Source organism: Ruegeria sp. BB5, from assembly GCF_056539405.1.
Window position 1 is genome coordinate 576,547 of record NZ_JBQFUX010000001.1, and the last position, 23,380, is coordinate 599,926.

At 53.0% G+C, this 23,380-nt stretch carries 19 protein-coding genes; 12 read left to right on the forward strand and 7 right to left on the reverse strand.

Annotated elements, in window-relative coordinates; all coding sequences use genetic code 11:
* Nucleotides 1-415 precede the first annotated feature (415 nt).
* On the reverse strand, nucleotides 416-1,849 hold the full coding sequence (locus ACR0DL_RS02905) for a sensor histidine kinase (RefSeq protein ID WP_480687487.1): 1,434 nt from the start codon (nucleotides 1,847-1,849) through the stop codon (nucleotides 416-418).
* A gap of 385 nt (nucleotides 1,850-2,234) precedes the next feature.
* On the opposite strand from ACR0DL_RS02905, the gene ACR0DL_RS02910 reads away from it, so the two are divergent.
* A complete protein-coding gene (locus ACR0DL_RS02910) occupies nucleotides 2,235-3,485 on the forward strand; it encodes a cytochrome P450 (protein WP_254438696.1) in 1,251 nt (416 codons plus the stop codon).
* A 63-nt stretch (nucleotides 3,486-3,548) separates the two neighbouring features.
* Here the strand turns inward: ACR0DL_RS02910 and ACR0DL_RS02915 are convergent, their stop codons facing one another.
* Complete coding sequence (locus ACR0DL_RS02915) at nucleotides 3,549-4,685, reverse strand: response regulator (protein WP_480687489.1); 1,137 nt, start codon at nucleotides 4,683-4,685, stop codon at nucleotides 3,549-3,551.
* Nucleotides 4,686-5,088: 403 nt separating this feature from the next.
* Entirely contained in the window at nucleotides 5,089-5,829 is a 741-nt protein-coding gene (locus tag ACR0DL_RS02920) for an acyl-homoserine-lactone synthase (RefSeq protein ID WP_480687491.1), read from the reverse strand.
* Nucleotides 5,830-6,399: 570 nt separating this feature from the next.
* Here ACR0DL_RS02920 and ACR0DL_RS02925 point away from each other — a divergent pair.
* The 6 genes from ACR0DL_RS02925 (at nucleotide 6,400) to ACR0DL_RS02950 (ending at nucleotide 14,302) form a co-directional block, all read left to right on the forward strand.
* Nucleotides 6,400-7,341 carry a response regulator gene (locus ACR0DL_RS02925; RefSeq protein WP_480687493.1) on the forward strand — a complete coding sequence of 314 codons (942 nt, stop codon included), beginning with the start codon at nucleotides 6,400-6,402 and terminating at the stop codon, nucleotides 7,339-7,341.
* Between the two features lie 891 nt (nucleotides 7,342-8,232).
* Nucleotides 8,233-9,216: a glycosyltransferase family 2 protein gene (locus ACR0DL_RS02930; RefSeq protein WP_480687495.1), complete on the forward strand. Its 984-nt coding sequence runs from the start codon at nucleotides 8,233-8,235 to the stop codon at nucleotides 9,214-9,216.
* Nucleotides 9,217-9,221: 5 nt separating this feature from the next.
* A complete protein-coding gene (locus ACR0DL_RS02935; RefSeq protein WP_170348364.1) occupies nucleotides 9,222-10,163 on the forward strand; it encodes a hypothetical protein in 942 nt (313 codons plus the stop codon).
* 182 nt (nucleotides 10,164-10,345) lie between these two features.
* Complete coding sequence (locus ACR0DL_RS02940) at nucleotides 10,346-12,175, forward strand: hypothetical protein (protein WP_480687497.1); 1,830 nt, start codon at nucleotides 10,346-10,348, stop codon at nucleotides 12,173-12,175.
* A gap of 113 nt (nucleotides 12,176-12,288) precedes the next feature.
* Entirely contained in the window at nucleotides 12,289-13,287 is a 999-nt protein-coding gene (locus ACR0DL_RS02945; RefSeq protein WP_480687499.1) for a glycosyltransferase family 2 protein, read from the forward strand.
* 31 nt (nucleotides 13,288-13,318) lie between these two features.
* Nucleotides 13,319-14,302: a hypothetical protein gene (locus tag ACR0DL_RS02950; RefSeq protein WP_170409435.1), complete on the forward strand. Its 984-nt coding sequence runs from the start codon at nucleotides 13,319-13,321 to the stop codon at nucleotides 14,300-14,302.
* A 3-nt stretch (nucleotides 14,303-14,305) separates the two neighbouring features.
* Here ACR0DL_RS02950 and ACR0DL_RS02955 read toward each other — a convergent pair whose 3' ends face one another.
* Nucleotides 14,306-14,611: a DUF6476 family protein gene (locus tag ACR0DL_RS02955; RefSeq protein WP_170348368.1), complete on the reverse strand. Its 306-nt coding sequence runs from the start codon at nucleotides 14,609-14,611 to the stop codon at nucleotides 14,306-14,308.
* Between ACR0DL_RS02955 and ACR0DL_RS02960 the strand changes: the two genes are divergently transcribed.
* Nucleotides 14,610-15,644 (forward strand): RluA family pseudouridine synthase, encoded by a 1,035-nt coding sequence (locus ACR0DL_RS02960; RefSeq protein WP_170357934.1) that lies wholly within the window; start codon nucleotides 14,610-14,612, stop codon nucleotides 15,642-15,644. The two genes, ACR0DL_RS02955 and ACR0DL_RS02960, sit on opposite strands and share 2 nt — an antisense overlap.
* 146 nt (nucleotides 15,645-15,790) lie before the next feature.
* Nucleotides 15,791-16,687, forward strand: a complete 897-nt coding sequence (gene rpoH / locus ACR0DL_RS02965; RefSeq protein ID WP_170348370.1) for an RNA polymerase sigma factor RpoH — start codon at nucleotides 15,791-15,793, stop codon at nucleotides 16,685-16,687.
* A 48-nt stretch (nucleotides 16,688-16,735) separates the two neighbouring features.
* Here the strand turns inward: rpoH and ACR0DL_RS02970 are convergent, their stop codons facing one another.
* The gene (locus ACR0DL_RS02970; protein ID WP_480687502.1) at nucleotides 16,736-17,815 is read right to left on the reverse strand and encodes a fasciclin domain-containing protein; all 1,080 of its coding nucleotides are present in this window, start codon (nucleotides 17,813-17,815) and stop codon (nucleotides 16,736-16,738) included.
* 207 nt (nucleotides 17,816-18,022) lie between these two features.
* On the reverse strand, nucleotides 18,023-19,201 hold the full coding sequence (locus ACR0DL_RS02975) for a dipeptidase (protein WP_480687504.1): 1,179 nt from the start codon (nucleotides 19,199-19,201) through the stop codon (nucleotides 18,023-18,025).
* A gap of 153 nt (nucleotides 19,202-19,354) precedes the next feature.
* On the opposite strand from ACR0DL_RS02975, the gene ACR0DL_RS02980 reads away from it, so the two are divergent.
* The 3 genes from ACR0DL_RS02980 to ACR0DL_RS02990 are packed head-to-tail and all read left to right on the forward strand — an operon-like array spanning nucleotide 19,355 to nucleotide 21,545.
* Nucleotides 19,355-20,329, forward strand: a complete 975-nt coding sequence (locus ACR0DL_RS02980; RefSeq protein ID WP_480687506.1) for a Gfo/Idh/MocA family protein — start codon at nucleotides 19,355-19,357, stop codon at nucleotides 20,327-20,329.
* A gap of 57 nt (nucleotides 20,330-20,386) precedes the next feature.
* A complete protein-coding gene (locus ACR0DL_RS02985) occupies nucleotides 20,387-20,656 on the forward strand; it encodes a DksA/TraR family C4-type zinc finger protein (RefSeq protein ID WP_480687508.1) in 270 nt (89 codons plus the stop codon).
* A gap of 13 nt (nucleotides 20,657-20,669) precedes the next feature.
* Nucleotides 20,670-21,545 (forward strand): DMT family transporter, encoded by an 876-nt coding sequence (locus ACR0DL_RS02990; protein ID WP_170577449.1) that lies wholly within the window; start codon nucleotides 20,670-20,672, stop codon nucleotides 21,543-21,545.
* Here ACR0DL_RS02990 and ACR0DL_RS02995 read toward each other — a convergent pair whose 3' ends face one another.
* Nucleotides 21,546-23,366: a M3 family oligoendopeptidase gene (locus ACR0DL_RS02995; RefSeq protein ID WP_480687511.1), complete on the reverse strand. Its 1,821-nt coding sequence runs from the start codon at nucleotides 23,364-23,366 to the stop codon at nucleotides 21,546-21,548.
* Nucleotides 23,367-23,380: the final 14 nt, after the last annotated feature.

Genomic DNA, 23,380 nt, shown 5'->3' on the forward strand with positions numbered 1-23,380 from the left:
ATATGTTGACAGTCCGGCGGTCATTGGCTTTTTTGTTTCCGGTTTACATCAGTTAGAACAACTAAAACGAACAAAACACGAGAATTTCTCGGTGCTTGGACAGCTCATCCCTTATGATGTTCGTTGAAATATCGCGGCCTGCAAGTAGTAGGCCTATTTGCCGAAAGTTGTGAATCTACTGCATCTTCGGAAATGTACCTGGTAACGAGTTTGCTGTTCCGATCTCATGACCGGAACAGCATTTTCTTTTTTTGGAGTTGCATTGGCAATATGCAGGCTCCCTCATTTTACCGCAGGCGGTTTCAAGCTTGTCATGAGGTCATGTAGTTTTGGCGTTAACTTAACTGCGAATAATCCGCTCTGAAACCATGGGATTCCTTCGAAAAAGCATGGTGACCTGCTTAGTGGGATTCGGCTAAAGTTGCTTGGATTGCACGGCGCAGGTTAGTGAGGTGTGCTCGGCTCCGGCGGAACCTACCTCGTGCCCGCTTATCGCGGGAAACATAACAAAGAACTCTGTGCCTTCACCAAGTTTGCTTCTGTAGTCTATTGTACCGCCAAAATGCTCAACAATTTCCTTTGAAATGTGCATCCCGAGTCCGGTACCGCCTGCGTGACGTTCATCGGAGGAGTCTATCTGGGAAAAGCGATCGAAAACTTTGTCATGGAACCCCTCAGGTATCCCGATGCCATGGTCTTTGACGAAGAGGCGAATATTCCCGCCGACTTTCTCGCATCCGACGGTTATTTCGCCTCCATCAAGGGAGAATTTAGCTGCGTTGGAGATAATGTTGGCCAACACCTGAAGAAGGCGGGAGGCATCACCTTTAACGTACAGATCATTGTTTCCCCTTAAGTCTTCTACAATTTCTACGTTGTGAGCACTGGTGTATCCCATGTTACATGCAATCGCTTCCTGAATCAGCGCATGTACATCAACAGTTCCTTCACGGTAGTTCATCTCGCCCGCTTCCATTTTTTGAATGTCCAGCACATCATTGATTAGGGATGCGAGCCGTTCGCAGTTTTTACCTGCTAAATGAATGAGGCTTTGCATTGATTCTGGAGCTTCACCCAATGCGCCTGTGTTGATTAGGTCAAGTGATCCCTTGATCGAAGTGAGAGGCGTACGCAGTTCATGGCTAACTGTCGATATGAACTGAGTTTTCGCAATGTAGGCCGCTTTTGTTCTTTCGTGCTCTGCTTTGAGCTTTTCGAGTTGTTCCAAATTCCTGCGGTAGAGCTTCAGAAACACCATCGAACAGTCAATCAGAAAGTACATTACAAAGATAACGGTGAAGAAGTGCAGCCAGAGTTCAGATGAAAGCTCGGGGCGTTCGGTCCAGATATCTTTTACGACAATCAACATGAACGATACGCCGTACATGGTCAGACGGACAATCATTGCCCACAGAAACTGATGGTTGTTCATTGCAGCAAACAACGCCGCAGCAAACAAGAAGAACATTGGAGTAAAGTGACCGCCTGCGGGTTGTGCGAAAGCAACTGAAACAGCATACAGGCAGATTGCAGTTGAGCTGAGGATCGTGTTCAACAGAATCCAAGCAACCATCATACTAATTGCTTTGTGCTGATCTGGCTTTAAGCGCGGTACGCGTTTGGCCAGCAATAAATCTTGCGCTTCGCATATGAGGATTGTCCCATAGAACAGCATGGCGTTAACGGGATCGAAGAAGAACGCAGTCAAAATGGTCGTAGCCAGATAAATAGCCTGCCGCTGCCACAGAAGCGCAAAGCTCATGGCAGTATAATCTATTATGTTTTGCAGAAGCCGGTTTTCCGTTTCACCAGAATCCCGGTCCGGCAGATTGGCGTCGATGGCTGTCATCTAGATGTCTTCGTTTTTCGCGCTTGGACAGTACCATTAGCGGCATAATGAGGACTTAGTTGGTCTGAATTGGGTTCACAGTTTGGCGCTAATCCTTTGAAGGCCACCGTGATTGTTGGCGTTTCACGCAAGATTCTGATGTGAGAGGTTGAAAAATTTTTGTTGCGCAAATGCAGTGTGGGGCGCCCAGAATTGACGATCTCGTTGCTAAGTGCAATTTTTTTTATCTTAATGTGCCATAAAGAAGGAGAAAATCTAAAAGGGTTGGGGTTTGACTGCAGTTGAATTTACGAAGTTGGGGCAGGGCGCTGTCGCTCCTGTTTCGGCTAGGCTTGCAAAAAAGCCGGTGACACTGCTTCAGTTTGCAAGGTCCGCTGGTCGAAACATGTTTGAAGTCATCCCGGCCGAAACTCTGCGTGAAACTTATGTTCGTGGGCCTTTAAACATACACTATATCTGCGATCCTGAAATAATAACCGAGTTACTTGTCGGGCAGGGCCGTTCGTTTCCCAAAGCCAAGTTCACTAAAGACATTATTGGATCGGCTGTAGGCAACGGGTTGATACTCTCTGAAGGGGAAAAATGGCGTCAGCAGCGCCGTAGGTATTCTCCACTATTCGCCGCCAGGAACCTCCCGGTTCTGGCTCGGCATTTTGCAGAGACTGGTGTCGAGATTGCAGATTCATTGGCGGAACACGAAGGCCCCGTGGATGTTGCACAAATTGCGCCTGCATCAACGTTGACAAATATTTCCAGGGTGATTTTTTCGGGTAACAAGAAAGTCAGTTCAGAGCAAATACGCGTGGGGCTGATCAAGTATTTTGAGTACATTTCTGATTTGTCTCTTTTCGATTTAATGGGTTTGCCAAAGTGGGTGCCGCGCAAGAATTGGCTACGCAGCCTGGCCCCGGTGACTAATATGCGGAACCTTGCCAGACAGGTTATTGATCAGCGTCGCTCCGAATGCCGCAGCGAGCCACAGGATTTCCTCGATTTCATGATTGAGGCGTTGAAAACAGATTTCGAGGATGAAGCGACAACCGTTGACAACCTTTTAACCTTTGTCGTCGCTGGTCATGAAACTTCCGCCAACGCTCTGGCCTGGGGGTATTATCTGCTGGCGTTGCACCAAGATATGCAAGCTAAGGTTAGACAAGAAATTCGGTCGGTTCGCCCCAAAGGTCCAATGGAGTTTTCTGACCTGGAGGCAATGCCACTCCTGCGCGCCCATGTAAAAGAGACGCTGCGGCTTTACCCTTCAGCCGCGTTCTTTGCTAGAGACGCAACTGCCGACCTTGAAATCAAAGGGGTAAAGATTGCAAATGGTGACGCGCTGTTCTTCCCAGTTTACTCTTTGCACAGAAACGAAAAACTATGGGATGCTCCTGACCACTATCGACCGGAACGGTTCTTGGGATCTACACTACCTCGAGGTCAGTACATTCCATTTGGAGATGGTCCCAGAATCTGCATTGGTGCTCAGTACGCTGAAACTGAAATCATGGTACTTATGGCTTCGGTGCTCCGTCGAATAAATTTTTCGATTACAGAGTCTGAATTACCGGAACCAGTTTTGACATTCACCATGCGTACCAGTGGCCCACTCATCCTCAATGCCGAACGGGTTCGCGAATAAAGTTGATATCTAAACTCCAGTGCCTGACCTTTGATCGACGTCAGGCCCGGCGATAGAATTAGCTTACTGCCGGCGAGTGAGGTAAGTGTTATCGCCGTACAGCTCACGCAAGACTACATCAAACAATCTATCGTTGACCATTTCTTTGCGATGCGGTGTGGGCTCTGAAAATGTGGAAGAGGTTGTAACCAGACCCTTTCTGAGATTGGCCTCACGATGATTCACTTTTTTGATAGCCATGTCCAAAGAGGCGAATGCTCCAACCTTCGTAAAAGAACGAAGCGATACCGGTGTACCTTTCACCACTTTAAGATGGACAGATGCGCAGCGGTTGCTGAGAACAGTCCTTAGTTCTTGGTTTAGGAAAGCTTCGGTCGGAATATTCTGGGTGCGTTCCCGCCCATGTGTAACAACGAGAAATGCGCCACTCCCGCGATAGGAATAGATTCCTCCAGCAGCCTGTGTTGTTCTTTCAATGCAGAATCCAATGTCGGAAACAGATCGCCGAAAATCACCAAAATTCTTCAGATCAAAGTGATACTCGGCGTCACGAAATTTGATTGCGGTGACCCAGGTGTCAAATCGACGCCTCCGTGAAAGCTGCTCGACATAGTTATCGAATTCGACATACCCCAAGCATTGTTCCTGCTCGTCGATAGACAAAGGATCCTTGAAATTGAATTTCTGGTTGAAATCCAATTCACTGCGAAGATTTTCTATCGACGCCGATGAGGATTGGGTTTTCCTTCTTTCCATCATCAGAAGATGAGCAGCGTTCATACGGCTGCGCAATTCAAAGAAGTCGAAGGGTTTAGTTACATAATCAAACGCGCCTTCTAAAAATGCCTTCTCGATGTTGTGCCTGTCATCCAGTGCAGTCAGCATTATGACAGGTGTTTCCAGATTTTCCGGCAGGTTTCGGATTTGTGAAAGCAACTCTATCCCTGAGGTTCCAGGCATCTGAATGTCAACAAGCAGACAGTCGAACGGGGAATCTGCTGCTTCTATCATCCCAAGCGCTTCATCAGCTGAACTGGCAGCAGCCACATTGCAGTTTTCGAGTTCAGGAAGTGCTGACTGGAGCAATTTCAAAATGTCAGGATCATCATCAACCGCCAGTACAGTAAGTGCGGTCTTTCTTTGCGCTCGATGCTCTAAATTTCTTTGGAACCGATCACTGCCAAATGTGGAATGTCTCATAACTGGTGAACCGTCGATATCCTCATAACGGGATAAACTTATGAGGAGAGTGGGCCGAAACAGCGGCAAAAATGGAGAAAGTCTTCGTAGAAAGGGGCTTTTTCTTGACCTTTATTTGGCGCCAACGGCCTCAATAACGAATTGCCAGTTATTGTTGTGAACTAGCGTCGCTTTCTCTTAACGTTATTTTTTCGGCAATCTGTTGGCGCTAAAGGGCAGTCTACGATCGCAAAACTACGGAATTGAACAACGGTTGGAAGTCTAAGCATCGACTCTGGAAACCCCACGAAAAAGCAATACAGCCGAGTTTTCCCAATAGTCTTAAAATCAACCTTAGTTGCAATGAAATATGAGTCGGGCGTCCAAGAGTAAATAAGACAATCTAGTGGGTGAGGTGTTCCATTTACTTGTGGATGTTGAATAAAACCGACTGACTGATGGTGCCATCGATGGAAAACTTTGCGCCGACAGGCGAGGCATTGATGCCCAGTCGCCGTGACCACCGTGCCCAGACTGAGGGGACGATGCCCAGGATGCTGGTCGCACCACCTTCCATCGCGACAGTAGTCATCTGGTGAAACAACTCCTGTTGAACCGGAAGCCTGCGTGACGATGCAACATCCTTTGCCACGAAGAAACGGGATGCTTCCCAAACAGAGCGCTTTACCGGGGCGTCAATAAATAGAACGTCAGTTGGTATTCCTTTAAGGATACCTCTTTGCGCGTCGCGCAGCATATAACTGTATACCCCGCACTCTGCAGTCGTGGGCAGAAGTCGCACACCTCCTAAGACCTCACCGAATTCATGCAACACAACCCATCGACAGGCTGGCGTGTCGTATTGGTCAAATTCCATCCCGTCAGCTTCGCCAACTTGCCACTTTAACTGGTCAATGAAAATTGATTTTCTGGTTTCAAGGTATTTTGTCAGAAGGGTGCCATGCTCGGAAATATTGCGAAAATTAAGTGTAGTCGCGCGAATATGGCCAATGTTGCCACGTGGCATTGGCGGACTGCTATTGGCAGCATATATTTCTAGTCGCGCCAAAGTATTTGGTGCGCCTGAAGTGCCGTTAGCAGGTGTCAGTTCCGGAAGCTCCTCCGGGACCGGGTATGTCTGCTTATACCTGAGTGGTTGGTCCATATTTTACTCATATTTCTGACACACTTATGGCAAGATTCAACTCAGCAAGTCCACAACCCTATGCGGTAGTTGCCCGAATAGATGGATAGGTGTGTCTAAATCTCCTCCCTTCCTTTGGTTACCTTCGCTAATTGACCAAAAACTTTAGAAAGTTCTTGGCTTCTATTTTCTCCCGCAGGTTCCACTTTTTTCCCCATGTCTGGCAACATTTTGAAAAAATACAGCTTCTCTTATGTATTCCTTTCAAATTCTCAATGGATCAGGCGCGGTTTCGCTATCCAATAGTATTTCGAGGCAGTCGTGACGGCTGAGAGGAGCAAAGTTAAAATGGCATCAAGAATTGGAGGGATTTGCTTTTCAGTATGCGCTCTCGCACGGGAAGAATTGCGCAAGTTAAAAAAAATGCACAGACATAATGCACAGACATAAGGAAGCCCACCTTGTGTCACCGTTTTGCCGTCTTCGTAAGAGAGGATGAGAAAACCCTGAGTGTATCATGCGCGAGCCAACCGTTGCCTGAAGTCTGCAATGCCCAACGTTTGGTGAGGTGTAAAAGGTTGGTGAAAAGTTATGCGTATTCTTGCTGTAGACGACGATCCTAGCATCCTGGAGTTGCTAGATAGAGTTCTAGACGCGTTCGGTTATAAGGACGTCGTCACCGCCAGAAGTGGGCGAGAGGCCATTGAAATACTGTCACGACCTAACGAAGCGTTCGACTGCTTGCTACTGGATGTGCAGATGCCGCAAATGAACGGCATAACTCTTTGCGAAGAAGTGCGAAAATTACCAGAGTACACTTACACGCCTATTATCATGGTGACCGCCATGGTGCAAAAAGAGTACATCGACGAAGCATTCGGAGTTGGGGCGACGGACTACGTTACAAAGCCTTTTGAGTTCTCTGATCTGAAGCAGAGGTTGTCTGACGCCTATAGAATGGCAGCGGAACGCAGAGCCGCAATCGAAGTGCTGGAAGCTGAAGCGGATTTTGAGTTGTGTTTTGGCAATAGTCCGGACGTTCGCTTAAGTGATCCGCAATGTTTCGGAGATTTGCCCGGTTTCATTGGGTTAGCTGAATTTGAGAACTACGTAATTCAGCTTTCAACGATGCACTCCATGGCTGCAAAGCTTGTGGCGGTGAAATGTATAGGCGCCGAACAAATCTATGAGACGAGCACGGTCAGTGAATTCCGTAGTGCCATGACTTTAGCTGGTACAGCGGTTCTGTCAGCTAGTCAGGAAGGGCGTAAAGTGGCGACCTATTGGGGAAATGGCGTGTTCTTGGTGATCTACGACAATCAAGTTAATTTGAGCGTGGACCAGTTGGGAGCTCCGCTTCCGGAGGCATTGAAAGAAATTTCCGGTGACACCACTTCAGGTCGGCCAATTGGCTTCCAAGTTAGCGAAGAAGTTATGCTTAAAGCCAAAACCAAGATGGAGGCGTTGTTCTTGATAGACAAGGCCGTCGAAATGGCTGAAATGTCGGAAGGTCGAGCGGCGAATATTGGTTGAAAAACTGCATGTATGGATGGTGACTGAGACTAGGCTGTTGGTGTAAAAAATACATTAGAACGCCCTGAGTTTTTCATTTTGCTGGTTTAAATCGATCCGCGCGCTCGTTCATCAGACGTTCAACCTTTGTGCTTTTGGCCTACTTTGTCCGTTCTCAGTGCCTACCCGGCGGCAACAACTCGGAGAAAGAACCCGTAAGCTTCTTCTCGAAATTTGATCTGATGCGAGATCTGGCGTATTCGCCTCTCTCTAATTTCCTGAAGGTTTCTTTCGCGACCACGGTCAAAGCGTGATCGGTCTAAGCAGCTTCCCGGCGTATCCGTTCTTGTTCTTTGATGGGGTCTTTGCCTTTACGGGCTACGGGTCGCCATTTCTCTACTTCTTGGCGTGAATCTTTAGAGCTATGGCTGACAGAGCACCCAAACCCATCCCTCTGCGAAGCCTGTGGACATGAACCCGAAGCACTACTTGCCAGCATCACCGTCGTTTTTGGCAGCCAGAGGTTCTCGCCATCCAAGCACTAGCCGGTTTGAGTGTTCTTCACTTGCAATGATGATAGCTTGTTGAGTGCTGGAATTTGGTCCACCCTATGGTCCACCTTTTAGTGTGAGACACAGTGAACCACTCTGAGGCGAAATGAAACCATATTTTTATATTTTTCAGTAAGTTAGACGACTTTTTGAAGCGGCCAGAAACGGTCAGAAGTACTCGTGTTCAAGTCTTCAATGCATCTCGACCGCACCATTCTCTTCTTAATTCATGGCGATCGGCCCTTTGGATCGGGGTAGAGTTGCACCAGTTTGTGCCGGATTGCTGATTACTCCAATTCCTGTCTCGCCCGCGCCTTCTGGGTTGTGTATGACGAAGGTCAACGCAAGTCGGGAAGTATTAATGTCTCAGGCCATTACCGTATTCACCACGATGAAGAACGAAGGCCCCTATATGCTGGAATGGGTCGCGTTTCATAAAACATTGGGGGTCGATCACTTTGTGATCTTCACCAACGATTGCGACGATGGCACCGACGATATTGCCCGCCGACTGCAGGAGTTGGGGTTGGCCACCCATGTCTCGAACGAGGTGAAAGAGGGGGGCAATCCACAGCATCAGATGCTGCGTCGGGCGCGGCGTCAGCCTAAGGTCAAGGAAGCGGACTGGCTGTTATGCCTGGATGTGGATGAGTTTTGGAACATTCGCCACGGCGACAACAGCTTTGACGCGTTGATCACCGAGGTCGAAAACCGTGCAGGTCAGCAGGTGGATGCGATTTCATTCGCGTGGAAACTGTTTGGCAGTTCCGGCAATATCAGCTTTGAAGACAGGCCCGTTACCGAAACCTTCGCGATGGGAGATCAGGAGTTTCCATACCATTCGAGCCGGGCGTTTGGACTTAAAACCCTGTTTCGCAACAATGGCAAATTCACCCGGTTTGGCCCGCATCGCCCAAAGGGTATGGAAGAAGGCAAGGAAAGTGAGATTGCCTGGTCTGACGCCGGGGGCAAGCTGTTTCCGGCCGAAAAGGTGGGCTGGCGCGCTTGGCGTGGGTTCGATCATTCACTTGGCCGCCTGCATCATTACTCGGTTCGATCGCTGGACGGATTTCTGATCAAGCGAGACCGGGGGAGGACCAACCATATCAAAGTGGATCAGGGGCAATCCTACTGGCAGGACATGAATGCCAACAAAGAAGCTGACCAATCCATTCAGCCCATAGCACGACGCGCGGCGCCATTGTTGGCAGAGCTGAAGGCGGACGAAACGTTGGGCGCGCTGCACGCAAAGGCCTGTGACTGGCACCGTGCCAAGGTCGCCGAGATAAAAATGCGGCCTGACTGGGTGGATTTTCGGGTTTGGCTGGCGGATAATCTTATCTGAAGATCATGGCAGACGACCTTTCGAAAGAGCAGTTGAAACCCGATCACCCCGACCGCAAGACGGGGTATGAACGTATTCTGACCGACCCTGCACCGCCGTGGTTTGTCGAACTCTATCCTGGTGGAGATGGGGCCGGTTTCCTGCAAAAGCTGGAACGCCATTCGGTGCTGTTTCATCAACGCTCTGCCTCGCAACTGGTTGTCAGTTTTGACAATATCGCCAATGCGAACGACCTGTCCTTTGCGCGTGAACCCTGGGGTTGGAAGTTCTTTCGTGATGAGGGCTGGTCGCATATGGGGATATTCGCGCGCACCAAGGCCTGGTATCGAGATCCAGAGATCATCACGTATTTCCAGAATCGCGCAGCCGAAGGGTTTTTCGATCAGTTCGACCAGGTCGTCTTTGCCGGGGCCTCGATGGGCGGCTTCGGGGCGCTGACCTTTTCTGAATTGGTCCCGGGCGCAAATGTGATCGCATTTAACCCTCAGACGTCACTGGATGAACGATTGGTCCCGTGGGAAACGCGGTATCGTTTCGGGCGGGTGCAGGATTGGGATCTGCCATATGGTGACGCCGCGCAGACGGTGAAGCAGGCGGGTAAGGCCTATGTCTTCTATGACCCGTTTTTCGACCTTGACCGGCAGCAGGTCACTCGGCTGAAGGGGGAAAATGTCATGCTGCTTAAGACATGGTTTTCGAACCATTTTGCAGCCCCTATGTTGCGCAAGCTGGGTATCCTCAAGCCCGTCATGCAGAAGGCTATGGACGGATCGCTTGAGGCAGGTGATTTCTATCAGATGATGCGCGCACGGCGCCGGTTGCCGATGGTGATGCGCGCGATTGAGGCGCAGGCAGGCGAACGTCACCCAAAGTTGGTGGGTCAGGCGCGCCATAAGTTCCGCATACTGCGTCGCGCCGCATTGGTTGAGGCAGAGAAGTCCCAATGACGCCTGCGAAAGGAGTGTTCATCGGCCAGCGCAAAGACCGCATGGGCGCGCGCCTGCTGATGATGCTGACCTGCATTCGTCTGGCCGAGGATTTTGACACCACTTACAAGGTCAATTGGTTTCCGAAAGGATCGGATGCACCCGAGCTGGATCATCCGCAGGAACTGTTTGCCCAGGATTGGATGGATGCGCAATTCCTCAGTGCAAAGGCGTTTGAAAAACTCAGCGACAAGGCTTTGCCAATCTGGACCTTTCAGGGGGACAAAACCCCAGACCGCCTGATCGCGCATCTCAATTCGGGCCGGTCGGTTGTGGTTGAGGAAGGGTTCGAAGTGCTGGCCTTTCCCTGGGAGGATATCGAAGCGATCCGCCCTCGGTATCGGGATTTCATCCATCAGATCGGCTTTACGGACGAAATCCGCGCCATCATGGACCGGGCGGATGAAAAGCTGTCGGGGCAGGGGGTGACGGCCTATCACATCCGACGGGGCGACATTCTGAACGGTTCGCCGTGGAAACACACAACCTGGCCCGCCAAGATCGAACCCGAGGAACTGTACGAGGCGCATCTGGAGAAAACCGCCGGGCAAACAGCCATCATGTTTTCCGATCAGCCTGAGTTGATTTCGCGATTCAAAAGCAAGTTTCCGCATTTGATGCGAATTTCTGATATCGCTGACCTGTCTGCAATGACGCGGTCGCAGCGTGACTTTTTGGAACTCTACACTATGTCGCGGGCAGAGCAGGTGATAGCGCCGTTTATATCGGCGTTTTCGATGGCCGCCGCGCGAATATCAGGACAACAGCGTAAGGTTTTTCGCGAGGTGTTAACCGAGGAAGAGGTAAAAACGGCCAACGAGAAGATGATAGACCGGCTTCGCAATGGACCTGAGGGGTTTTTGAACCCGTCCGAAGCGGCGCACATTTATGCAAAGGCTTCATTTGTTCTTCATGGGTTGGATTCGGGGGATCGTGCTGAAGAAGCAAAAAACTTGGTGGAGCCCTTGCTAGAGGCCGGTGCAGACAACGCTTTTCTGCCATTACTACAAGCTCTGAACTGCTTTTACTTGAAGCAAAGATCAGAGGCGCTTGAATTAACTGAGCAGGCACTGGAAAATCCCGGTATTTGGGCCGAGGATCACGCCGTCGCAACAGCATTATACGCCGGGATTCTTGGGGGGCAAAAAAAACGTTGGACCGCCGCGCTAACTTATAGTCGTGCATTTTGGGCTAAACCCATGAGGCCTGACGTTATAGTTTTTGGTTCGAGGTTGATCTACCGAGATCAAATTGCCTGTCGCGCTCTTCCCCCGCTGGATTGGAGAGTTTTAAAAGCCATCCGGCGTCCTTGGTTCAACTACAATTCGCATATCGCACAACGAAAGGTGTTGGGGCGATTGCCCTGTAACCTGGATTTGATTCTGCTGGATTGGTCGATGCTGGCGATTGATCAACGTGCGCGTCGGCTTGTGTCTAACCAGGAGCGTCTTACCATGTTATGTGACGGGTTGACGAGATCCCCGCATCTCCCTCCGGAATCCCGACTTTCAGTGGAAGAGCCAGGCTATCAAAGCCTTCGATCAATTCTGGAAGTTCGTGTAGGTGAACTGCCTTTGCACAAGGCTATTGATCAGGCGCGACAGACCATATTCTCTTTCCCTGACAGTGCTTTCTATTTTAAGCGTCTTGCAGAGCTTTATGAGTTGGACGGCGATTTCACGCAAAGTCGTTTGGCGATGGCTGATGCCCTGGCATGTGATCCGGATAACCCGTTTTTGATTTTTGCTATGGGGAAATATCTGGAAAGGAACGGTGCGGTTGAGCAGGGGCAAAACCAGATAATCCAGGCGGCGGATCAAGATGACAATACTGCCACGATTCAAGGAGAAGCCGGAAGGATACTCCTGCAACAGGGTAAAAAGAAAAAGGCCCGCAGATACCTTAAGCGAGCACACGAGCTTTGCCCGACCCTCAAACGCTTTTCCAATCAACTCAAACGAGCAGGTGAATGAATGCGCTGGATTTTCCCTTTATGGCGAATGGAAAAGCACCTAGTTTACCTTCAAAATCCGACCGAATAATTTAGAAGGTTCGGGTCATCAAGGAACTTACAGGGCAGTTATTCATGAGCGATCAGGACCCCCGTTATGTCAGCGTAACCCCCATGAAGAATGAGGGCCCCTTTGTGCTGGAATGGGTGGCCCATAACCGGGCTATTGGCATCGACCAAATAGTGGTGATGACCAATGACTGCACCGATGGCACCGATGAGTTGCTGACGCGGTTGGATGACAGGGGCATTCTGACCCATGTCGACAATAATTCGCGCCGTCAGACCAGCCCCCAAAAGCGCGCCTACAGAAAATTCCTTAAGATGGAGGTCGCGCGCCCACAGGATTGGGTGATCGTGATTGACGCCGATGAACACATCAACATCAAAACAGGGGATAACACCCTGCGGGCGTTAACGGATGCTGTTCCGGACGCCAAGATGATCTCGATGACATGGCGGTTGTTTGGGAATGCGGGCGTCGTCCGTTACGAAGATCGTTTTTTGTCGGATCAGTTTCGGCGGGCAGCAGAAGAAATAAAATACCGCCCGCCGCAGGCATGGGGTTTCAAAACCATGTTCCAGCGCGAGCTATGGGACAGATTGGGCGTACACCGGCCGCACAGCCCGACGGTCGAGACCATGGATGACTGCCACTGGTACAATGGATCGGGACAATTGATGCCGGACCGGTATTATAGCGCTAGCTGGCGCTCGGCGCGGGATTCTATTGGGTATGACCTGGTGCAGGTCAATCACTATGCGCTGAAGTCCTGTGAAAGCTACCTGGTCAAGAAAATGCGCGGGCGGGCCCACCATCTGGGGGAAAGCCTTGGCATGGACTATTGGAACATGATGAACCAAAATGCCGAGGAAGATGGCTCGATCGATGTCATCCTGGATCGCAAGCGCGAACATTTTTACGAGTTGCTGTCAGATCCTGAAACGGCCCGGCTACATCATTTGTCCTGCGATCTGCACAGGCAGAAGATTTCCGACCTCCGCGCACTGCCCGAGATGCAGGACCTTATGCAGCAGATGACGGCCGACTTTGCCGCCAGTCACAGGGAATGAGCGAAATTCTCTTTGAAACAGGAGGCCTGTGATGCTCTGGCTGCATATAGGTATGCCCAAGACCGGCACGACTGCGTTGCAGGCATATGTGCGTCAGAACAAGGCCCCACTGGCTGATGTCGGCTTGCATTATCTTGAGGCGGGCCGTCGTCGGTTGGAAGGGAGCGGACGTCTGGCGATCAGCCACAACATCATCGCCTTTCGCATCAATCAGACCAATGAGTCGATGGACCCGTTCCGCGCGTTGATGGCAACCGAGTATGAGGCGCACAGCGATCAGACCTGCCTAGTGTCTTCAGAGATGTTCTATTCCTGTGATTTGAACAAGTTGGCACAGGTTTTCGCGGAAATCCCCTCTCGCGACTTAAGGATCACCTACTATTGCCGCCGCTACTCGGATTTCTTTGAAGCCGACTACAAGCAGCGCGCTAAGAATGGCCGTATGGGCACCAGCGCGTCGGAATATGTCCGGGACAGGCTGGCGAAAATCAAGAATGACCCTGGCATCTTCACCTTTTCGGCGAAACTGGACCAAATCCGGCAGGCTTTTCCAGGCGTTACCATTGTCCCGATGATGTATGATCGCGCGCAGATGGTCCAAGGCCATATCGTGGATGATTTCATGTCGCGCATAGGCGTGCCTTTGCCGGACGACACGGCGGCTAAACGGCCCGCTAACCAATCTCAGTCGCGTGTGGCCAGCGAAGCATTTGGCATTGTCTCACGTTCCATGGGGCGCAAGGAAAGTCGCCAGCTGCGTCGGCGCGTGGTCAGTGATCCGGTCATGATCCGGCGCTATGATGTGCTGGAGCCGGACGAGCGGGCCTGGCTGGATGAGTATTTGACCAAGCAAGACGTCACATTCCAGCAAGAGTTCTTTCCCGACCGGCCAAGGCTGTTTGAGCCGGTTGAACTAAACGAAGAAGACCAGAAATTCCGACGCGACACGCCCGAGGAATATGACGCCCTGCGCCGCGCGTCCGAGATCGTCTTTCGCATGGCGCTAGAGGATTGAACCCTATCGTTCGATGGTGATTTCCTGACGCTGGCGACCGGTTGTTTTGTCAAAGATCAAAATACGGTTGTCATCGGTCACCACCGCATACCAGTTGCTGCCGATTGTCACTGCCTGTGCTTTGGCGCCGTCTGGAAGCTCGATCTGATCGGGCAGGGTGGGGGTTCTGTCCGATAGTCGGATGACAATCAGCGCGAATGTCACTAGAACCCCGCCAATCATCACCGCGGTCAACAACATGACCATTCTCCGCAGCAGGCGAAGCTGCGGTGTTTCCTGCGGTTCTTGGGGTTCGGAAGGGACAGTCATGGGCACCCGCCAGATTGAATTTCAGATTGCGGCCGATCCGCCGCCTCGTCTTGATAAGGCGCTTTCGCGGGATGTGCCAGCCGATGAAAACCTCTCGCGCACGCGGTTGGCCCGACTGATTGATCAGGGCGCTGTTCTGATCGACGGCATCGAGGCGCGCGATCCAAAAGCCAAAGTGGCCGAGGGCGCATCCGTGGCGATTACCGTGAATGAGGCAGAGGACAGCCATATTGGTCCCGAAGATATCCCGTTGGAGATTGTCTTTGAGGACGCAGACCTGATCGTTATCAACAAACCGGCGGGCATGGTTGTGCATCCTGCGCCGGGGTCTCCGAGCGGTACATTAGTCAATGCGTTGCTGCATCACTGCGGTGACGACCTGTCTGGGGTAGGCGGGGTCAAGCGTCCCGGAATCGTGCATCGCATCGACAAGGAAACCAGCGGCCTGCTGGTGGTGGCGAAATCCGATGCGGCCCATCACGGTCTGGCCGCGCAGTTCGAGGCGCACACGGTCGAGCGCTACTATCGCGCGATTTGCTACGGCGTGCCGGACGCGAATGACCCTCGTTTGCGCGGTGTCAAAGGCGTCAGCTTCGAGCCCGGAAACATCATGCGCCTGACCACGCAACTGGCACGGCACAAGACCGACCGGCAAAGGCAGGCGGTGCTGTTTCATGGCGGGCGTCATGCGGTGACGCGGGCACGTCTGGTTGAGGTTTTTGGATCACCAGCAGGGTTGGCTTTGATCGAATGCTGGTTGGAGACCGGGCGCACGCACCAGATCCGCGTACACATGGCCCATGCCGGGCACGGTTTGGTGGGCGATCCGGTTTACGGCGGCAAGCGAAAACTGGCCGCCAAGGCGTTCAGCGCGACCACAGCCGAGGCCGTGAGAGCCTTTCCGCGGCAGGCACTCCACGCCGCTGTGTTGGGTTTTGAACACCCGGTAACTGGTGAAAACCTGCGGTTTGAGGCCGAATTGCCCGAAGATATGCAGAAACTGATTGAACAGCTTCGCGCACCGCTGACATAATGCGCAAAGTTACGTGATTAAGACTTTCTTTGGTTTCCTTTATCTATCGTTAATTCCAAACTGTTAACGGTACCTCTTGAACGGATTGGGACGACCTCCCATATCCCATGTTAACGAATTAAACATTTGTCGGAGGGACATGAATCATGGCAAATTACGCAAATCTCCCCGCGCCGACGCCAGAAGGCGGCCTGAACCGCTATATGCAGGAAATTCGCAAGTTTCCGCTGCTGGAGCCGGAAGAAGAGTACATGCTGGCGAAGCGTTGGGTCGAAGAGCAAGATACTGAAGCGGCTCATAAAATGGTCACATCGCATCTGCGATTGGCAGCTAAGATTGCCATGGGCTATCGCGGTTATGGTTTGCCGCAGGCCGAGGTGATTTCCGAGGCCAACGTGGGCCTGATGCAGGCTGTCAAAAAGTTCGACCCGGAAAAAGGTTTCCGGTTGGCGACTTATGCCATGTGGTGGATTCGCGCCTCGATCCAAGAGTACGTCCTGCGGTCGTGGTCCATGGTGAAACTGGGCACGACCAGCGCGCAGAAAAAGCTGTTCTTCAACCTGCGCAAGGCCAAGGCACGCATTGGTGCGCTGGAAGAAGGCGACCTGCGTCCCGAGAACGTCAAGCAGATCGCCAATGATCTGGGCGTGACCGAAGAAGAAGTCATCAGCATGAACCGCCGTATGTCCGGTGGCGACGCTTCGTTGAACGCGACTGTTGGGTCCGAAGGCGAAGGCACCATGCAGTGGCAGGATTGGCTTGAGGATGAGGATGCCGATCAGGCTGGCGATTACGAAGCCCGCGACGAGCTGGACGCCCGGCGCGAGCTTCTGGCGGCTGCTCTGGAAGTCCTGAATGATCGGGAAAAGGACATCCTGACTCAGCGCCGCTTGATGGATCAGCCCGTCACGCTGGAGGACCTGAGTACGCAGTACAATGTCAGCCGCGAGCGTATTCGTCAGATCGAGGTTCGTGCGTTTGAGAAGCTCCAAAAGAAAATGCGCGAATTGGCGCGTGAAAAAGGGATGCTGGGCAACGTCTGAGACGGACCCAAGCAAAGAAAGCCCGCCTTAGATGGCGGGCTTTTTCGTTTACGCGAAGATAAAATCGCTTTCCGACAGTTGACTGTTTCCAACGCCAAGCAGGTCAATGCTGTCGCCATCTCCCAACTCGATTGTGGTGCGGAAGAACCCGCTTTCGATGTGGTCTTCGATATCCTCGAAGCTGTCGATACCGTCGTAGCCGCTGAGGTCGATCTTGTCCTTGCCGATCTCGAAGTCGAGGATGGTATCTTCTCCGTCGCCTTCTTCGAAGAAAAAGGTGTCACGCCCACGGCCGCCGACCAAAAAGTCATCGTCAGCGCCGCCATCGATCAGGTCTTTGCCGCGACCGCCAAAGATTTTGTCGTTCCCATCATCGCCGCGCAGAATGTCCATGCCACGACCGCCGAAAATGGTGTCATTGCCATCACCACCTAGAACAATATCCTTACCGCGACCGGCGCCGATGACGTCATTTCCGCCACCACCATGCACAAAATCCTTGCCACGACCGGTGAAGTGGAATTCGTCCGAGTCATCTCCCAGAATGAAATCTGTATTCTTCTGGCCAAGGATGCCGGTCACGGATACCGGCAGCAGAACCCCATCCAAAACGTGGATGATCCCGTTCGAGGCGGGAACGTCGAATCCGACAAGACCTGGATCGTCGATTCCCGGGTCCGCGTCGACCAGGCTGGGTGGCATGCTGGAAAGGTTCAGTTCCACTTCACCACCCTGCAGCGTTTCGATGGCCGCACCGTCACCCAAACTGACGACCTCTTGTTTCGTGAATGACCCATCGACGACGTGATAGGTTAGAATCTCGGTCAGCAGAGGAATCGGATCGCCTCCGCCTAAAAGGGTCAGAGCTTTCACGATGTGATTGATCGCTCCGGCTTCGTCCGACCCTTCAAAGCCCAAAGCCTGAGCCAATCCGATGAATGCCGCATCTTTCGGCGCAAAAACGGTCAGATCGGCGTTGGGGTCGGCCAAAGCTCCGTCCAGACCTGCTGCAAGAACAGCCTCGCGAAGGATGTCGAAATCATGAGCGTTATGGTCGAAGGATCCCGGGTCCCCGCTTAGTTCCAGGACTTTTCCGGTAATCGAAGGTAGTTCTGTATTAGCTGGCATATCGGTTTATCTCCCACCCGGTTGCGCGCCTTTGGTCGGGAGTAATGCTGACAGGTCAGGTTTCTCTCCCCGGCGATAAAGTTGTTACGGGGAGAGTTGGAAAACGGATCACGAAATTCGGATTTATCAATTGAGAGCCCGGATAAGAATTGGTTTGGCGGCACCGAATCTCATTTAAATTTCAACAATTTGAATCACAAGGTGCAACTAGTTCAATTGTTGCTGGAAAACTCTCACCATATTCTCACCCATCACTTTCCGAACCTGAGCTTCGGTCAATCCCTGATCCAACAATGCCGAGGTCAGGGCCGCCAATTCCGATGTGTCAAATGCGGTTTCTACTGAGCCATCATAGTCTGACCCCAACGAGACATGGTCTTCACCAACGGTCTGGATGGCTGCCTTTATCATCTTGGCGATGCCGGTCGGGGTGATGTCCCCGCAGGTAACGTCCGCCCAATAGCCCATGCCGATTACACCGCCGGTGGCGGCAATCTGTTGCATCAGATCGTCGGGATAATTGCGTTTGACCGGGCAGAATCCGTGCAAGCCGCTGTGGCTGACGATCAGGGGAACATCAGTTATATCGATCACGTCACGCGCGACCTGAGGGCTGGAATGGGCCAAATCGATCACTACGGGCCGTTGCGTCAGGTCTGCCACAAGCTGACGGCCGAACTCTGTCAGGCCAGCGTTGCCCACCCCATGCAATGATCCGCCCAGTTCGTTGTCAAAAAAGTGGTGCATTCCAAACACTCGGTGGCCGGCGTCGAACAGAGCGTCCAGATTGTTCAGATCGCCCTCTAGCGCATGCGCGCCTTCAATGCCCAGGATGCCTCCGACAACGGGTTGGCCTGCCGCACGGGCAGCCAGCACGGCGTCCAGGTCAGCCCTTGTCTTGACGACTTTCAGCTGCCCGTCCGAGGCCGCTTCGAACTGATGTAGCTTTTCCGCCTGATAGACGGCGCGTTCCTTTAGGCTGTCCCACGTGCGCAATGGCCACAACTGTCCGATGGCCAAAAGGGTAATGTTATCAAAAGACTCAGCCGAGTTCGCGTCATAGTTCTGACCGGCAGGGGATTTGGTGACGGCAGTAAAGACCTGTAGCGCGACGTTCCCCTCGATCAGTCGTGGGATATCTACCTGCCCACGTGTACCGCGTTCGGTCAGATCACGGCTCCACAACAGGGGGTCCGCGTGTAAGTCGCCGACGATCAGGGTTTCGTGCAATGCGGCGGCATCGTCGGACACCTCATAAGGGGCATGGGCGATCACGTTGTTCCGCTCGGCTTCAATATAAGACGGAAGAAATCCGAAAAACACGACGGCACCGACCACAACTGCAAGCAACAGCAGACCGCCAATCCACTTGAGGACCCGTTTCATTCTCACTCCCTTTCAACCATTGGGGGCAGACTACGAAGGTTCCATGCAGATAAAAGCCTGACTTAACGTCGGATGGTTGCTAGAAGGTCAGGAAATGAGGCTGTTAGCGATAACGAATGGATTCGCTCCTGATTACGCTTGTCGGAGGAAATTATGCATAAACCAGTTCAATGGGGCGTTCTGGGTGCTGCCAAGTTCGCGCGGCAATTCATGGCACCAGCAATTCATGCGGCCCACGGCGCGCGTCTGGCCGGGCTGGCCACGTCAGACGCTGCCAAGGCTGAACCGTTTCGGGCCTTTTGTTCTGACTTGGTGGTTTATGACAGTTATGACGCGTTGCTTGCGGACCCTCAGATTGAGGCCGTTTATATTCCCTTGCCCAACCACCTGCATGTGAAATGGAGTCTGAAGGCACTAGAAGCGGGTAAGCATGTACTGTGTGAAAAGCCGATGGCCATGACCGGGGCCGAGTTCGACACTCTGATCAAAAAACGGGATAAGACCGGGCTGCTGGCGGCCGAGGCTTACATGATCGTCCATCATCCGCAGTGGCAATTGGTGCGAAAGTTGATTTCCGATGGGGCCATCGGCAAATTGGTGCATGTGACCGGTGCCTTCAGTTTCGACAATCGCGCGGATACCGGAAACATCCGCAATCGTGCCGAGACCGGCGGTGGCGGGCTGCGCGACATCGGTGTTTATGTGATCGGCGGCGCGCGATTTGCGACGGGGCAGGAGCCGGTACGGGTGGAGTCGGCCATTCGTTGGCAGGACGGGATCGACACCTTCACGGAAATTCGCGCACAATTTCCGGATTTTACCTATTCCGCCTATGTCTCGATCCGCATGCATCCGCATCAAGAGATGGTGTTTCACGGCGAAGGTGGGGTTATTCGCCTGACTGCTCCGTTCAACGCACGCGTCTTTGGTGAGGCGCGCGTGGAATTGCACCGTCCGGGGCTTGAGGTTCAGGTCACGCGCTTTCCCGGGGATGACCATTACAAGCTGCAGGTCGAGGCGTTTTGCCGATCCGTGCGCGAAGGTGTCAAATACCCATGTCCGCTTGAATTCTCACGCGGGACGCAGGAGATGATTGATCGCGTGCTGGAAGGGGCGGTTTCCCTCTGACTTGCCACGTCGCGTCCGGCTCGGCTAATCTGGCGTGCACCTGATCAGGAGGACGCCATGGCAGGCGGTTGGGCGCGTGACGGCGCAGTGAGTGAACAGATCGAAGCATCCATTTCGGATGAGCTTGCCCGGATGCAAGCGCAAAAGCAGCCAGTGGGCGAAAGCCTGACCAATTGCGCCGAATGCGAGGAACCGATCCCCGAGAAACGGCGTTTGGCCTTGCCGGGCGTCAAATTGTGTCTGGATTGCCAGCAGGAACGGGATGGGGCTTTCAAAGCGCGTTCTGGGATCAATCGGCGTGGCTCTAAAGACAGTCAGTTGAAGTAAGCGGATCCGAGGGATGCCCGACACCAAGCTTTTTCAAAATGGTCTGGTGCTTGGGTTTCTGGCCGCCTTCCTTTGGGGCACACACAGCGTCATCGTGCGCTATCTGACCAGCGATCTGGGCGGGCTGCAAATTGCGGTGACGCGCCTGTTCATTGCCGCAATGGCCATCTATTGCATGCTGCGCGTGATGCGGGTTGCCGTGTCGATCCGTCTGAGCGACTGGAACTTTCGGCTGGCGGTTCTGTCGACGGTCGTCAACTACATCCTGTTCCATATCGGCTTGGAATATACCGGTGCGGCCAATGCGATGGTGCTTGAAAATACGGCGCCATTCTTCGTGCTGGTGTTTTTGTACTTCTTTGCCGACACCCCCGTCACACGCACCGATGTTCTGGCCACAGCGTTGGCAATTCTGGGCGTTTTTCTAACAGTTTATCAGGATTTCCAAGGGGGCGGAGACCCCTTGTTCGGCGATCTGCTTGAAATCGGTGCGGGCCTCAGCTGGGCGGTATTTCTGATCTCAAGCAGCCGCGCGATGCGCAATTCGGAATCAACCGCAGAGCGTCTGAATTTCCTCTTCGGGATATTCCTATGCTCTGGCGTTTTGTTGCTGCCGCTGGCCGTGTTTTCGTTGCAAGTTCCGACGGCCAATGACGTGGTCTTCCTGCTCCTGCTGGGGGTGCTTCCGACCGCGCTGGCCTATTACTTGTGGTACGAGGCCGCCGCGCGGGTGTCGACGCTGACAGCGACCTTGATGTTCGCCGCCTCGGTCGTGTTCACTTTCATCAACTCGGCGCTGTTTCTCGGGGCCGCAATCACGCCGATTGCAGCCCTTGGGGCGGTGTTGATCGTAGCCGCCGTGTTCCTGACGACCAAAAATCAGAAGTGATCAGTTTTCCATCGCTTCCAATTCGTCGATGAAGCCCGAAATCATCGACAAGCCCTTGTCCCAGAATTTCGGATCGCTGGCGTCCAGTCCGAACGGGGCAAGCAGTTCTTTGTGGTGTTTGGACCCACCAGCGCGCAGCATTTCGAAATACTTGTCTTCGAACTCTTCCGACCCGCTTTCGTAAACGGAATAGAGCGCGTTCACCAACCCATCCCCAAACGCATAGGCGTAGACATAGAAGGGTGAGTGTACGAAATGCGGGATATAGGCCCAGAAGGTTTCGTACCCGTCCATGAATTCGAATGCGGGGCCAAGGCTTTCGGCCTGAACACTCATCCACAGGGCGTTGATGTCATCCGGGGTCAGTTCGCCTTCACGCCGTGCCGCGTGCAGTTTGCATTCAAAATCATAAAAGGCGATCTGACGGACAACCGTGTTGATCATATCCTCTACCTTACCGGCCAACAGCACCTTGCGCTGCTCGGGCGTTTCGGCCTGATCCAGCATTTTGCGGAAAGTCAGCATCTCGCCGAATACGCTGGCGGTTTCGGCCAGGGTCAGCGGGGTGGATGACAGCATCTCACCCTGATCTGCGGCCAGAACCTGATGCACGCCATGGCCCAGTTCATGCGCAAGGGTCATCACGTCGCGCGGCTTGCCCAGATAGTTGAGCATGACATAGGGGTGGACTTCCGTGACGGTTGGGTGCGCAAACGCACCCGGTGCCTTACCGGGTTTCACGGCGGCATCGATCCAGCCCTTGCTGAAGAATGGCGCTGCAATCTCACCCATACGTGGATCAAACGCGTTATAGGCGTCCATCACCGTCTTTTCGGCTTCGTCCCAGCCGACGATGCGGGTGTCTTCCATCGGAAGGGGCGCGTTGCGGTCCCAGACCTGCATCACATCCAGACCCAGCCATTTGCGCTTTAGTTCATAGTAACGGTGGCTGAGCTTGGGGTATGCAGCCACGACGGCCTCGCGCAGGGCCTCGACCACCTCGGGTTCCACATCGTTTGAAAGGTGGCGACCGGTTTGTGCCGTGGGCATTTTGCGCCAACGGTCGACGATTTCCTTTTCCTTGGCCTGCGTGTTGTGAACGCGGGCGAAGGTTTTGACGTTGTCCTGAAACACAGCCGCCAGTTCCCGCGCCGCCGCCTCACGCTTGGAGCGGTCCTGTTCAGTCAGCAGGTTCAGGGTGCCTTCGATGTTCAGTTCTTCACCATCAACAGTGAATGTCAGCCCGGCGATGGTTTCGTCGAACAGACGTTCCCAAGCGTCACCTACAACGCCCAGATCGTGCAGGAATTTTTCTAGCTCATCAGACAGCTGATAGGGCTTCATCGCGCGAATGCGGCGGAACACGGGCTCGTAACGGGCCAGATCGGCGTTTGCATCAAAACTTGTTTTCAGCGCGTCATCGTCGATGCGGTTGATCTCAAGCGTGAAGAACACCAGCGGCGTGGTGTAAATGGTGATTTTCTCCTGCATATCCGAAAGGAATTTGGCGCGCTCAGCATCTGTGGTCAGTTGGTAATAGCGCAGACCGGCAAAGGACATGATGCGGCCCGCGATGGCGTTGATCTTTTCGTTGCGCTGCACGCAGTTCAGCAGGCTTTCGGCATCCAAATCGGCCAGCTTGCCTTCGTAGTCGGCGGCGAAGGACGCGCACTCACCTTCAAGCCAATCCAGATCGCGGTCCAGCTCCGGCGCTTCTTCCGAGCTGTAGAGGTCAGTCAGATTCCATTCCGGCAGGTTGCCAAGATCGCCGGCGCCTCCGGCTGCGTTTGCGTCACGGACGGGAAAGGGAAGGTCGCGCATGGATCACCTCGGAA

What these genes read in the sequence shown, in the direction of transcription:
- ACR0DL_RS02990 (WP_170577449.1), top strand. Translation starts at nt 20,670, where the DNA reads ATGCCCGACACCAAGCTTTTTCAAAATGGTCTGGTGCTTGGGTTTCTG.
- ACR0DL_RS02985 (WP_480687508.1), top strand. Translation starts at nt 20,387, where the DNA reads ATGGCAGGCGGTTGGGCGCGTGACGGCGCAGTGAGTGAACAGATCGAA.
- ACR0DL_RS02975 (WP_480687504.1), bottom strand. Translation starts at nt 19,201, where the DNA reads ATGAAACGGGTCCTCAAGTGGATTGGCGGTCTGCTGTTGCTTGCAGTT.
- ACR0DL_RS02960 (WP_170357934.1), top strand. Translation starts at nt 14,610, where the DNA reads ATGGGCACCCGCCAGATTGAATTTCAGATTGCGGCCGATCCGCCGCCT.
- ACR0DL_RS02995 (WP_480687511.1), bottom strand. Translation starts at nt 23,366, where the DNA reads ATGCGCGACCTTCCCTTTCCCGTCCGTGACGCAAACGCAGCCGGAGGC.
- ACR0DL_RS02935 (WP_170348364.1), top strand. Translation starts at nt 9,222, where the DNA reads ATGGCAGACGACCTTTCGAAAGAGCAGTTGAAACCCGATCACCCCGAC.
- ACR0DL_RS02955 (WP_170348368.1), bottom strand. Translation starts at nt 14,611, where the DNA reads ATGACTGTCCCTTCCGAACCCCAAGAACCGCAGGAAACACCGCAGCTT.
- ACR0DL_RS02925 (WP_480687493.1), top strand. Translation starts at nt 6,400, where the DNA reads ATGCGTATTCTTGCTGTAGACGACGATCCTAGCATCCTGGAGTTGCTA.
- rpoH (WP_170348370.1), top strand. Translation starts at nt 15,791, where the DNA reads ATGGCAAATTACGCAAATCTCCCCGCGCCGACGCCAGAAGGCGGCCTG.
- ACR0DL_RS02980 (WP_480687506.1), top strand. Translation starts at nt 19,355, where the DNA reads ATGCATAAACCAGTTCAATGGGGCGTTCTGGGTGCTGCCAAGTTCGCG.
- ACR0DL_RS02915 (WP_480687489.1), bottom strand. Translation starts at nt 4,685, where the DNA reads ATGAGACATTCCACATTTGGCAGTGATCGGTTCCAAAGAAATTTAGAG.
- ACR0DL_RS02905 (WP_480687487.1), bottom strand. Translation starts at nt 1,849, where the DNA reads ATGACAGCCATCGACGCCAATCTGCCGGACCGGGATTCTGGTGAAACG.
- ACR0DL_RS02910 (WP_254438696.1), top strand. Translation starts at nt 2,235, where the DNA reads ATGTTTGAAGTCATCCCGGCCGAAACTCTGCGTGAAACTTATGTTCGT.
- ACR0DL_RS02930 (WP_480687495.1), top strand. Translation starts at nt 8,233, where the DNA reads ATGTCTCAGGCCATTACCGTATTCACCACGATGAAGAACGAAGGCCCC.
- ACR0DL_RS02940 (WP_480687497.1), top strand. Translation starts at nt 10,346, where the DNA reads ATGGATGCGCAATTCCTCAGTGCAAAGGCGTTTGAAAAACTCAGCGAC.
- ACR0DL_RS02945 (WP_480687499.1), top strand. Translation starts at nt 12,289, where the DNA reads ATGAGCGATCAGGACCCCCGTTATGTCAGCGTAACCCCCATGAAGAAT.
- ACR0DL_RS02950 (WP_170409435.1), top strand. Translation starts at nt 13,319, where the DNA reads ATGCTCTGGCTGCATATAGGTATGCCCAAGACCGGCACGACTGCGTTG.
- ACR0DL_RS02920 (WP_480687491.1), bottom strand. Translation starts at nt 5,829, where the DNA reads ATGGACCAACCACTCAGGTATAAGCAGACATACCCGGTCCCGGAGGAG.
- ACR0DL_RS02970 (WP_480687502.1), bottom strand. Translation starts at nt 17,815, where the DNA reads ATGCCAGCTAATACAGAACTACCTTCGATTACCGGAAAAGTCCTGGAA.